10 protein-coding genes are annotated in these 12,240 nt (G+C 53.4%); 9 read left to right on the top strand and 1 reads right to left on the bottom strand.

Features of this window, described 5'->3' with window-relative positions; all coding sequences use genetic code 11:
* The first annotated feature begins 6 nt into the window (after window positions 1–6).
* Window positions 7–1,026: a type I-F CRISPR-associated protein Csy3 gene (gene csy3, locus JC793_RS13440; protein WP_218426413.1), complete on the top strand. Its 1,020-nt coding sequence runs from the start codon at window positions 7–9 to the stop codon at window positions 1,024–1,026.
* A 4-nt stretch (window positions 1,027–1,030) separates the two neighbouring features.
* A complete protein-coding gene (cas6f, locus tag JC793_RS13435; protein WP_218426412.1) occupies window positions 1,031–1,588 on the top strand; it encodes a type I-F CRISPR-associated endoribonuclease Cas6/Csy4 in 558 nt (185 codons plus the stop codon).
* Window positions 1,589–1,689: 101 nt separating this feature from the next.
* On the opposite strand, the gene JC793_RS19650 is transcribed toward cas6f, so the two are convergent.
* Complete coding sequence (locus JC793_RS19650; RefSeq protein WP_247717257.1) at window positions 1,690–3,114, bottom strand: hypothetical protein; 1,425 nt, start codon at window positions 3,112–3,114, stop codon at window positions 1,690–1,692.
* Between the two features lie 468 nt (window positions 3,115–3,582).
* On the opposite strand from JC793_RS19650, the gene JC793_RS13425 reads away from it, so the two are divergent.
* Genes JC793_RS13425 through JC793_RS13395 form a run of 7 tightly spaced genes read left to right on the top strand, consistent with a single transcriptional unit; the run spans window position 3,583 to window position 12,239 of the window.
* Window positions 3,583–4,302, top strand: coding sequence for a hypothetical protein (locus JC793_RS13425; RefSeq protein ID WP_218426411.1), 720 nt, complete (start codon window positions 3,583–3,585; stop codon window positions 4,300–4,302).
* Window positions 4,295–5,836 carry a GH3 family acyl-acid amido synthetase gene (locus tag JC793_RS13420; RefSeq protein ID WP_218426410.1) on the top strand — a complete coding sequence of 514 codons (1,542 nt, stop codon included), beginning with the start codon at window positions 4,295–4,297 and terminating at the stop codon, window positions 5,834–5,836. The genes JC793_RS13425 and JC793_RS13420 overlap by 8 nt, the downstream gene beginning before the upstream one ends.
* Complete coding sequence (locus JC793_RS13415; RefSeq protein ID WP_247717256.1) at window positions 5,833–7,230, top strand: B12-binding domain-containing radical SAM protein; 1,398 nt, start codon at window positions 5,833–5,835, stop codon at window positions 7,228–7,230. Before JC793_RS13420 ends, JC793_RS13415 begins: the two co-directional genes overlap by 4 nt.
* Window positions 7,230–8,576 carry a B12-binding domain-containing radical SAM protein gene (locus JC793_RS13410; RefSeq protein WP_107678807.1) on the top strand — a complete coding sequence of 449 codons (1,347 nt, stop codon included), beginning with the start codon at window positions 7,230–7,232 and terminating at the stop codon, window positions 8,574–8,576. The genes JC793_RS13415 and JC793_RS13410 overlap by 1 nt, the downstream gene beginning before the upstream one ends.
* The gene (locus JC793_RS13405; RefSeq protein ID WP_218426409.1) at window positions 8,573–9,601 is read left to right on the top strand and encodes a GNAT family N-acetyltransferase; all 1,029 of its coding nucleotides are present in this window, start codon (window positions 8,573–8,575) and stop codon (window positions 9,599–9,601) included. The genes JC793_RS13410 and JC793_RS13405 overlap by 4 nt, the downstream gene beginning before the upstream one ends.
* Window positions 9,577–10,899 carry a B12-binding domain-containing radical SAM protein gene (locus JC793_RS13400; protein WP_247717255.1) on the top strand — a complete coding sequence of 441 codons (1,323 nt, stop codon included), beginning with the start codon at window positions 9,577–9,579 and terminating at the stop codon, window positions 10,897–10,899. Before JC793_RS13405 ends, JC793_RS13400 begins: the two co-directional genes overlap by 25 nt.
* Entirely contained in the window at window positions 10,896–12,239 is a 1,344-nt protein-coding gene (locus tag JC793_RS13395) for a B12-binding domain-containing radical SAM protein (RefSeq protein ID WP_218426408.1), read from the top strand. The genes JC793_RS13400 and JC793_RS13395 overlap by 4 nt, the downstream gene beginning before the upstream one ends.
* Window position 12,240: the final 1 nt, after the last annotated feature.

The raw sequence follows: 12,240 nt of genomic DNA, 5'->3' as shown, positions 1-12,240 counted from the left end.
GTATAAATGAAAGGAATCTGTAATATACCGTCCGTTTTATCATTCTCAAAAAAGCTTAGCCCCTCGGATGGCCTTTTTTCCGGAACATCACAGCAACCGGATTCTCCGGTTACTTCGCTGAATATACAGACGAGAACGGTACGCGGGACATGTGCTTTCCGCCGGACATCCCGCGGGACAGATAAAAGCAGGATATCTTCACCGGACATTCATGATCCGAATATTCAAAATATGGATTGTTGTATGCTCGGACCGGAGCAGGATGTGCTTATACTCCGTTTTTCACTGAAAATAACCGGTGGACTGCCATTTCCGGCCGCCTGTAATAATGAATGTTTTCGTCAGGATTATCAGGCCGTCATCAGAGATTATCTGAAAAGGGAACAGTGCAGGGAGCCATCAAAGCGGTATGCACATAACATTGCCTGCGGTCGTTTTTTGTGGCGCAACCGGATTGGCGCGGAACATATTAATGTGGTTGTGGATAACCGCAGTACGGAAAAAAAGCAGCAATGGATATTTGATGCCGGAAAATACAGTCTTCGTCATTTTGAACAGACAGATAATTCAGTCAGAGATCTGGGGGGGCATATTGCCGCAGCACTGAGCGGTGATGAGGGGGCCTTATCACTGGTTATCACGGCCAGAGTCAGAACAGGAAAAGGGCAGGAGGTTTATCCCAGTTGTGAATTTGTGGTGAATAAAAGAAAGGGCGGAAAAAGCCGGATACTCTGCAATATTGACGGAGCAGCGGGAATGCATTCACAAAAAATAGGCAATGCTTTGCGTTCTGTGGATACCTGGTACCCTGACTTTTCTGATTTATCAGCCGGGGCAGGTGTTATTGCCGCTGATCCTTTTGGTGCGGTAACACATCTGGGGGCAGTATTTCGTCCGCCGGGATCAGGGCAGGATTTTTATACACTTTTTGAAAAATGGGTCAGCGGGAAAACACTTCCGGCACATGAAGAAAATTATGTCGTGGCAGTGTTAATCCGCGGCGGGGTTTTCGGCTGCGGAGGGTAAGCGAGTGAGATTTTATCAGACAATTACTATCCTGCCGGATGCGCTGATATCTGTTGTATTTCTCCGCCGTCAAATCTGGCAACAGCTTCATCTGGTACTGACAGAGAATAAAACCGGTAAAACGGACAGCACCATTGCCATTGCATTTCCGGATTACTGCCGTGAGCCGAAAACGCCGGGAAACTGCCTGCGGTTGCTGGCACAGGATTATGACTCATTGGCAATACCGGCAATTTCTGCCCGGTTGTCTTCATTTTATCCTTATATCCGGTTAAGCCGGATTTTACCTGTTCCGGAAAAAAATCAGCCGGTCAGTTATGTCCGTGAGCATGTAAAAGGGTTACGGCGTTTTCAGAGTTCGGGGAACGGGCGGTTGTTTATTCCGGAAACACTGCCGTTTATCTGGACTGAATCTTTGTCAGGTAAAGGCCATCACCGTCCGTTTCCTTTTTTCATCAGAAAACTGGAGGCTGAGTTTACGGCGGAGGGGACGTTTACCTGTTACGGGCTGAGCCATAAAAAAACGGAAAACGGAGTGATTGCAACAGTGCCTCACTTTTGAGGCTGTTTACTGCCACGGCGGCAGCTCAGAAATAATTATGATAAAAAAATAATGTACTGCCGGAAATACCCCTGCACTCAGACAGGCAGGGGCGGCAGCGCTTACTGTACCGGCGGAGAAATGGTCAGTGACGGTGTGACACTATGAGAACCGGGATCAACAGTAAAATGGATATCGGAGGAAAATCGTTTTTTCGGTGCCAGTTCCCAGACGACGCGTACCGGGAATTCACCGTATTCGGTTGGCGTACCGTGCAGATTGCCGGTTTTATCATTAAAGCTCAGGCCGATATTGCGCCGGAAATAGATGCCGAGAATCGCGACCGCTTTGCCGTCTTCCAGTGTTGCGGTTACCGGCGAGCTGAAAGGTTCGAGTAAGCGGGCGCGGGCAATACTGACGCGGATTGCCGGTTGTCCGGGAGAGGAGGCCGTTGCCCCGGATGCTGTATTTTCAGGCGGTGCCTTTTCCGCGACAGGTGTATTTCCGGCAGACTCCCGCTCAGTATCCGGTGCGGCCGGTGGCGGACTCTCTTTTTTTCCTGCCGCAAACAGCGCTGTCAGTCCCCAGGGCTTTTGTTCTGTGGCCGGGGATGAGAGATATTCTTCCGGGTCTGTCTCTGACAGCGGATTGTTTTCTGTATTGAATGACCAGTCGTGATTCGGCACAGGCTCACTGACCGGGGCGGATGCGGCAGCAGTCTGAGGTTGTTCCGGCTCCGGGAGTTCACCGATAACCGGGGTATCTGTTTCATCAGTGTCCAGGTCGTCAAACAGCCAGTTGCCGTCCTTCAGCGGATCACTGAAGGTGACAGGTTCCGGGAAGAGGGATGTATCGCTGAATACCGATCCGGCTAATGCTGTTGTTTCATCAGAGTTATCAGCAGCAGGCATTGCAACGGATTTTTCTGCATTGCCGCCGGCAAAAATATTGTCGTCAGCAAAAACATTGTTGTCAGAAAAAACATTGTCGTCGGCAGAGCAATTGTCGTCAGCAGAAAAATTCAGTGGTTCAGCAACGCCGGATTCGGCGGTAAGAAAAGCATGCGGACCAAATATTGAAGATAAACGATCGATCTCTGCGGAGGCTTGTTCTTCCTCTGAGGCAGACTGCGGTGCTGTAACGGTATCATCCGTAATAACCGGTGCTTCCTGATCAGAAGAAAGAATAAGTGGTTCCGGTTCAGCTGCAAAAAATGCGGAATGAACGGTATCAGTATTTGTATCAGTATTTGTATCTGTATCCGAAGGTGAGTCAGGGATTTCCGCCGGGGCGGAAAGCGTACTGTCACTGAGCGGGCAGCCCATCATCATTTGCGGGTTATTGCGCTCATATTCATCCCGGGCTGCAGACAGTGAGACGGTTATTTCGCGGTATTTAATGTCAACCAGACTGCTGAGAATGAGCAGGGCGGCGCGGATGGTTTCATCATCACACAATGCCGTGATTTCTGCGCTGCGGATTTGGTGTCCGGCCTGTTCAGCTAACAGGGCACAGATTGTCCGCTTCTGATCGGATGTTATTTCCATTAACGTTTCCCTCTGTGACGCACTGATTGTCACGGTTTTTAGAACGGAACTTCGGGTGGCTTCTGCTCCGGCACTGATTACAGGCCGGACGTGTTCCCTGAACAACGGATGCCGGGAAATTATGCGGTAATGATACGGTATAATCCTGTTGCCGAAATATGGGGTAAGTCTGATTGACGCAGAATGGCGCATAATAAAATAATGACAACCTTAATTATCCGAAATTATCATTATTTTATAAATAAGAAGAATTATCCCGGATACTCTGGTTGCAGGCTCCTGAACAGCCATATTTACCCGGCCCGCTCCGGCAGGAAAAGGCACGTAAACAGCATATGCAACGTTTTTTATGATATTAAACAAAGATTCAGGCATCGCTGATTGTTTCTGATGCGAAGGTCGCTAAGATAGGTATTCCACTTAAGGAAAAGCGGCAGTGCGGGTAAATCTACCGGAGGAGACGGCGGAGTGTCGTATCGTGCATTTTTTCAGCCTGTAAAAACCCTGACACAAGCGCAGCGTCAGGAAATGGCCTCACTCTATTTTATGTATTACACCGGCAGTGACGGTGTTCAGTTTTTGTCAGATCTCGATCATAAACAGGAAGTGCTGTTTCTGATGTCGGGTGATGAAATGGCCGGGTTCAGTACTCTGCAGTTTTATTCGTTCCGCGGACACCGGATTGTTTATTCCGGCGATACAATTGTGCATCCCGCCCACTGGAAACAGCAGACACTGCACGGTGCCTGGCTGCGGCGTATTGCGCTTCTGCGCAGCGAACATCCCGGGGAGCGGGTATTCTGGTTCCTGCTGGTAAAGGGGGTGCGCACTTACCGGTATATGAGCACATTGGCACAGACTTTCTATCCGCACCGGAACGGTAATATCAAAGAACCGGAACTGGCGCGGCTGGCAGCAGAACTGGCAAAAGATAAATTCGGCTTACTCTATAACCCGGTACGTGGTGTGGTGGAATGTCCGTCATCATTCGGTTATCTGAGCCGTGAAATGGCAACGGTTACTGACGCGCAGCGCAGCAAACCGGATGTCGCGTTTTTCCTGCATAAAAACCCGCACTATGTCTGCGGTCATGAGCTGGTCTGCTTGTGTGAAGTTTCTCCTGAGAATGTGGCAAAACGTTTTCAGCCTCTGTTTGAAGATCCCGGTGTTGAGTTCTGCTATGGATAATGCATGGCAGCATTTCCGGGCCGGTACGCCTCCTGTGTTGTCTCCGGGTTCACTGCGTGAGAGACAGTTCCGCTGGTTATCTGCCTGTCTGGCTGATAATGCGGCGTGTGAATACGGGCGGCAGTATCATTTCTCATCTGTAAAATCCGTGGCGGATTATCAGCAGAACGTCCCTCTGACAACCTATTCTGAGCTCAGTCCTTTTATCACCCGTATGACGGACGGGGAAGAAAATCTGCTGTGCAGTGCGCCGGTCCCGGCATTTGAACTGACCGGCGGCAGTCACAGCGGCGGTAAACTTATTCCCTATACTGCCGCCGGATTAACCGATTTCCGTCTCGCTGTCACCGGCTGGCTGCATAACGTTATCCGCCGTTTTTCACTGACCTCCGGCCATGTTTACTGGGCGCTCAGCCCGGCAGTGACACGAACGACAAAAACACCCTGTGGTATTCCGGTCGGCGGCGGTGATGCGCTCTATCTGGGCGCGGATAATCTGGCGGCGTTCAGTGAATTATCCGCAGTACCGCTGACACTGTCACAGGTTGAGGATGCAGCCGACTGGCAGTTACTGACCCTGATTTATCTGCTTCAGTGCCCCGGTTTACGTCTGATCTCAGTCTGGAGCCCCGTATTTTTATTTCCGCTGCTGACAGCCCTGGACTCACGGCAGGAGGCTATATCTGTATTGCTGCGTGATGGCGGAGTGCTTGCCGGTCATTCCCTGAAGGCGGACCCGGCGGCTCTGGCGCGTTACCGGCAGTATCTGCGGGAGCATAAAACTGCACTGTTATGGCCGCAGCTGGTTCTGATCAGCTGCTGGGATCAGGCGGCATCCGCCTCACCGGCACAGGCGCTGATGGCTCACTTTCCCGGCGTGACACTCCAGGGAAAAGGGCTGCTTTCCACTGAAGCCGTGATCACGGTTCCGTCTGACTGCGGCGATCCGCAACTGAGTGCGGACAGCAATTTTTATGAATTCCGGCATAGCAGCGGGCAGATATATCTGGCGGATGAGCTGATCCCCGGTGAGACATACAGTGTGATTGTCACCACCAACAGCGGGCTGTACCGCTATCAGACAGAGGATCTCGTGTTGTGTACCGGTCATACAGCGGAAGCTGTTCCGCAACTGCGTTTTTGCGGGCGTGACGGTATATGCAGTGACCTGGTCGGGGAAAAACTGACCGAACCGTTCGTGTGTGCCGGATTACCGGCATCACAGGATTTTGCCGCACTGGCAGCGGATGAGCGGGGCTATGTGCTGCTGCTCAGTGATACCTCAGTCAGTGATATACAGGCTCAGGCGTATTGTGAGGAAGCCGAGCGCTACCTGTGCACCAATCCGCAGTATCACTACGCCCGCCGCATCGGACAGCTTAACCCGCTGACATACCTCCGCCTGCATAAACCGGCGGAGCACTATTTTCACCGGCAGCTGCAACGGGGAAAACGGCTGGGGGAGATAAAAATCCCGGCTCTGCTGACCCTGCCTGACTGGCGTGCCATGTTTGATATCAGGGAGTTTTCGTGACGACACAGACTGTTTATACGCCGCAGCGGCCGCTGGATCTGGTGCTGCTTTCGCCGAAAGGGCCGCTGTACCGGAAACGGGGCGGGATCTTCAAACGCTCGCTGCGTTATCAGCCGCTGACGCTGACCATGCTGTCGGCGCTGGTGCCGAAATCCCTGCCGGTCAATATCCGTCTGATTGACGAAAGCATTGAGGAACTGCCTGAGGATTTCACCGCAGACCTGGTGGCGATGACGGTGATCACCGGCAACGCACCGCGGGCTTATGAACTGTCGGCTCAGATGCGGGCGAAAAATATTCCGGTGGTACTCGGCGGGCCGCATGTCACATTACTGCCGCAGGAAGCATTACAGCATGCTGATACGGTCTGCACCGGGTATTCCGAGCAGAGCTGGCCGCAGCTTATCCGCGATTTTATGGCGGGTAATATGCAGCGTGAATATCGCCAGGGTGCGGATTTTACCCTTGATATCCCGGATCTGCCATTTCCTGAGCGTGAGCGGTTCGATGCGAAGCACTTTCTTACCCAGGGGGTGTTTGAGGCGACCCGCTCGTGTGCGCATAACTGTGAATTCTGTGTTGCGCCGAGTGCCTGGGGACGTAAACAATTCCAGCATCCGGTGGAATGGGTTGCTGAGGATATCCGCCGTTATGTGGAACGTACCGGCAAGCGGAAAGTGATTTTTGTCGATCTGAACCTGGTGTCAGATATCGGCTATGCCAAACGGCTGTTCACCGCACTGATCCCGCTGAACATTCAGTGGTTCGGTTTATCTACCGTGCTGATTGCTCATAATCATGAATTGATGGAGCTGATGGCCCGCAGCGGCTGCAAAGGGTTACTGCTGGGGCTGGAAACCGTCAGTGACGGCAGCCTGAAAGATGCCGGGAAGAAATTCAACGGTTCGGTGGATTATAAAGAACTGATCGGCGATCTGCACCGGCTGGGAATTGCGATTCAGGGCTGTTTTGTGTTTGGTCTGGATCACGACACCACGGATGTGTTTGATCGTACAGTTAATTTGGCCATCGACGCAGGAATCGATTTACCGCGCTTCTCGGTTCTGACACCGTTCCCGGGCACGCCGCTGTTTAAACGCCTTGAGGAAGAACAGCGGATTTTAACCACTGACTGGTCGCTGTATGACGCGCAGCATGTGGTATTCCGTCCGGCGCTGATGAGTGCGCGGGAGCTGGAACTGGGGCACGAACGTGCCTGGAAAAAAGTGTACCGCTACCGCAGTATCGCTAAGCGGTTATGGCAGGCGCGTAACTTTAAGCCTCTGGCGCTGACCGCCAATCTGGGTTACCGCTTCTATGCGCATCATCTGCATCAGTACTATACCTGTGACTGGCCGGTTGAGCACCGTCCGGCAAAATCAGGCAGTCACTGATGCGGCTGACATTTATCCATCCGGCAATCGGCCACCGGCGCGATGAAACCTATCTGCGTTCCTGGCAGATGGAGCCGCTGCCTGTTGCGGCGCTGAAAGGGCTGACACCGGCAGATATTGAAACCCGTTTTTATGACGATCGTCTTGAACTGATCCCGTTTGATGAACCGGCAGATCTGATCTCAATTTCAGTTGAAACCTATACCGCAAAGCGGGCTTATCAGATAGCCAGTGAGTACCGGAAGCGGGGTGTGCCGGTACTGATGGGCGGATTCCATGCCACGCTGATGCCGGAGGAGGTAAAACGTTTTGCGGATGTCATTATCACCGGGGAGGCTGAGTCAGTCTGGGAATCGATGATTGATGATTTACGCCACGGCACACTGCAGCGGGAATATCACGGAACACAGACCGATCTGCGCAGTATCCGTGTTGACCGCTCTCTGTTTGCGGGGAAACGTTATTTACCGATTGGCCTGGTGGAAACCGGGCGCGGCTGCCGCTTTCATTGTGAATTTTGTGCGGTACAGTCGTTTTATCAGCAGCGTTACCGGCGGCGCGATCCGGATCATGTGCTGCGGGAGTTATCAGAACTGAAAGGTACAAAAAATCTGTTTTTCTTTGTGGATGATAATTTTGCGGGCAATCTGCGGGAGAGCCGTGAATTTCTGCCGGCACTGGCGAAAGCCGGAATACGCTGGGTGACCCAGATGAGTATTGATGCCGCACATGATGAAGAGTTTGTCCGTGCGCTGTCGCAGGCAGGATGCAGAGGGGTTCTGATCGGTTTTGAATCCCTGAATGAAGCTAATCTGCGGCAGATGAAAAAAGGTTTTAACACCATGAAAGGCGGCTACAGTCAGGCGCTGGCTAATCTGCGCCGCCATCATATAGCAGTATACGGCACATTTGTATTCGGTTATGACCATGATACTCCGGACTCATTCAGCGAGGCGGTTGCGTACGCCCGTGAACAGAGTATGTATATCGCGGCATTTAACCATATGACGCCGTTCCCGGGGACGCCGCTTTATGCGCGGCTGGCGCAGGAAAACCGCCTGCGCTATGAACACTGGTGGCTCGATGATAACTACCGTTACAACGAGCTGCCGTTTTATCCGGCACAGCTGTCTCCGGAGGCAGTAACGCAGGGGTGCCTCTCAGCAAGGAAGGCATTTTACAGTTCACGTTCGATTCTTCAGCGCAGCTGGCGTAACCGGGGCGATTTTTTTATGTTTCGCAACTATTTCCCGATTAACTGGCTGCATCACCGTGAGATAAGCAGCCGCAACGGCTACCCGCTCGGTGATGAAAATTGGCAGGGTAAATTAGCAGAGGTTAAATGATAGAGGTTATCGACGCGACAACGGAGCATATCGCGGATTTACTCGGGCTCCTCGAAGAGAATGCCATGCAGGGGGACTGGGAGCTGGTGATGACCCGGCGGCCCGGTTATTTTTCCCCGAAAGATGATTTCGGCGAAGTCTATCCGGCACTGGCAAGAGACGGTGACACGCTGATTGGTATGTGTCAGCTGACGGTGCAGAAAGGCTGGGTTAACGGCGAAGAGGCGCGGATGGGCTATCTCAGCAGTTTGCGTGTTGTGCCGAAATACCGTAATCATCTGAAAGTGTTACAGGCCGGATTTTCCTGGCTGCGGCAGTTGCCGACACCGGATCACTGTTACACCAGTATTGCGGAAAATAATCTGCTGGCCCGGCGTCTGCTGGAACGGGGCGTGGAAGGCTTACCGCTTTACCGCCCTCTGAGCAGCATGAGTACGCTGGCGATCAGCAAGAGCCGGGGTAAAAACCGCGGATTATGGAAAGTGGTACCGCCGGAAGATTACACGGATGTGATCCGTTTCTTTGCGGAGGAATCCTCCTCCCGTCAGCTGGCACCGGCGCTGAATCTGAAAGCCATGCAGCAGACCGGCATCACCGTACTCGGCAGTTATCAGAACGGACAGCTGGTGGCCTGCGGTATGCTCTGGGATCAGCGATCATTCAAACAGGTTATTGTGGCCGGTTACTCCGGCAGAATGAAGATGCTGCGTCCGCTTTACAATGCGTTTGCCGGGATGACCCGGCGGCCGCAGATGCCGGAGGCCGGGGAAGTGATCCCGCAGAGTTTCCTGTCATTCCTGGCCTGTACGGATGATACCAAACTGCCGGATCTGATTGAGGAAGCCCTGCTGCACTGTACCACACCGATTATGACAGTCGGGCTTCCGTCCGGACACATCTGCACCAATGATGTGATTAAACGTACCGGTGCATCGGTTTACCGTACCCGGATTTACGGTGTTGATCTGACGGCTGCGCCGCAGTGGGACGGCCGGATTGTGTGGCCGGAGATAGCTCTGCTGTGAATATCGTGCTTATCTACCCGAATATGGGGGATTACCGCACGAAAGATGCTATGACACCGCTGGCGATGGGGATCCTGGCGGCCTTGTCGCCGGGGCACCGGGTGACATTTTATGATGACCGGCTGGATATCATCCCGGACGAACTGCCGGAAGCGGATTTAATTGCCATTTCGGCGGAAACGTTCACGGCACAGCGCAGTTATCAGCTTGCTGACCGGTTCCGCCGTCAGGGGAAAACCGTGGTGATGGGCGGTTACCATGTCACCTTTATGCCGGATGAAGCGTTGCAGCATGCGGACAGTGTGCTGCTCGGCGATGCGGAAGGGGCATGGGAACAAATGCTGGCGGACTGTGAACGCAATGCGCTGAAGCTCCGTTACCGTGGGGCGCATGACCGTCCGCTTGCCGGTTGCCGTATTGACCGGACTATTTTTAAGGGCAAACGTTACGCCCCGGTGTCGCTGGTGCAGTTCTCGCGCGGCTGCCGCTTTGCCTGTGATTTCTGCTCTATCCATGCCTTTTATCCGGAAGGGGTACGCACCCGGCCGGTTGATGAGATGCGGGATGAAATTTTATCCCTGCCTGCAAAACAGTTTCTGATATTTGTGGATGACAACCTCTTTGCCGGTAAACGGGCACTGAATGAACTGCTGGTGATGCTCACACCACTGAAGCGCCGCTGGGGATGTCAGATAAGCATTGATATTGCCCGTAATGAGGAAATGCTGGATAAACTGGCCGCTGCCGGGTGCTGTTTTGTGCTGATCGGTTTTGAAAGCCTGAATGAAACCACGCTCAGGCGGATGGGAAAATCCCGCAGCCATACCGCGAAGGATTATGCCGCTGTGCTGGCGGCGCTGTACCGGCGCGGTATATGTGTCTACGGCACCTTTATTTTCGGCTACGACGAAGACACACCGGAAACTATCCGCAGTACGCTGGCCTTTGCGGAAAGCAATAAACTGGCGATTGCCAATTTTAATCTGCTGATCCCGACACCCGGCACGGCGCTTTATGCACGGCTGGAGGCGGAGGGGCGGCTGATTTATCCCGCCTGGTGGCTCGACCCGGATTTTCGTTACGGCGAACCGGCTTTCCGTCCGGGAGGAATGAGTATTGCCGAACTGGCTGACGGATGTTTCTATGCCCGTACCCGCTTCTACCGTTACCCGTCCATTATCCGGCGGCTGTGTCGTTCCGGCAACTGGCGTACTCAGCTGGTTGCCTGGCTTTACAATATCGCCTCGCACCGGGATATTGCCCGCAAGCAGGGAAAACGCCCGGGAGGAAAAGAGTGAAACTGATACTGATTAAACCGAATATCGGCCGTCAGGAACACAGCCTTTATGTGGATGAAGGGCGGATGGAGCCGCTGATGCTCGGTGTGCTTGCCGGTCTGACCCCGCCTGACGTGGACGTGGTACTGTATGACGACCGGATGGAAGCCATCCCGTATGATGAACCGGCGGATCTGGTCGCTATCACTGTGGAAACCTTCACTGCCCGCCGCGCCTATGAGATTGCGGCGGAATACCGCGCCCGTGATGTCCGGGTGGTGATGGGGGGGATCCATGCCACATTGCTGCCGGAGGAAGTGGCACAGCACTGCGACAGCGTTTTTACCGGTGATGCGGAAACCCGCTGGACAGAGATGATCCGCGATGCGGAGAAAGGCCGTCTGAAGCCGCGTTATGATGCCCCGGCCGGGGTCGGTCAGGTCGATCACAATTTGTGCGGCTGTCTGCCGCGCCGTGATATCTTCCGCGGAAAAGGGTATCTGCCGATCAGCCTGATGCAGTTTACCCGCGGCTGCCGTTTTGCCTGTCGTTTCTGTGCTGTCAGCCGCTATTTCGGGCGTCAGCACTATATTCGCCGGATCGATGAAGTGGTGCGGGAGATTGAAACGCAAAAACCGAAATTTATCTTTTTTGTCGATGACAATATTGCCTCCGATCATCGGGAACTGAGTGAGCTGTGCAGCGCACTGACGCCGCTGAATGTCCGCTGGATAAGCCAGGCGAGCCTGGATATGACCCGCAACCGCCGTCTGATGTCGCTGTTACAGCAGAGCGGCTGCTGGGGCAATGTGATGGGGTTTGAATCCATCAACCCGGACAGTCTGCGCGATGCGCGAAAATCGCCGAATATGCGGACATTTTCACAGTATCGCGAGGAAATTTCAGTATTACGGGACTTCGGATTGCAGACCTGGGCGGCGTTCACTCTGGGATATGATCATGATACAGCAGAGACCGTGGAAGATACGGTGGAATTCGCACTGAAAAACCGCTTTGCTTTTGCTGCCTATAACATCCTGATGCCGTATCCCGGCACGCCGCTGTATCAGCAGCTGGCGCAGGAAAACCGTCTGTTGTTTGACGGAAAATGGTGGCTGCATCCGGAATACCGCTTTAATCAGGCGGCATTTCAGCCGGCCCGGATGAGTCCGGAAACCCTGACTGAGCTGTGCCACGCGGCGCGCAGCCGTTTTAACAGTGTACCATCGATTATCCGGCGTTTCTCTGACCTGCGGCTGACTCTGCAATCCTTATCGCGCATGGCCACATTCTGGCGTTATACCCTGTTATTCCGCAAAGAGGTGCATAAAAAACACCGGATGCGCTTTGGTTTGAAATAAG

The organism is Morganella morganii (assembly GCF_019242955.1).
In the GTDB taxonomy this organism is placed as follows: Bacteria; Pseudomonadota; Gammaproteobacteria; order Enterobacterales; family Enterobacteriaceae; genus Morganella; species Morganella sibonii.
The sequence above is the reverse complement of the archived record's forward strand: the minus strand, read 5'-3'. Positions and strand labels throughout refer to the sequence as shown.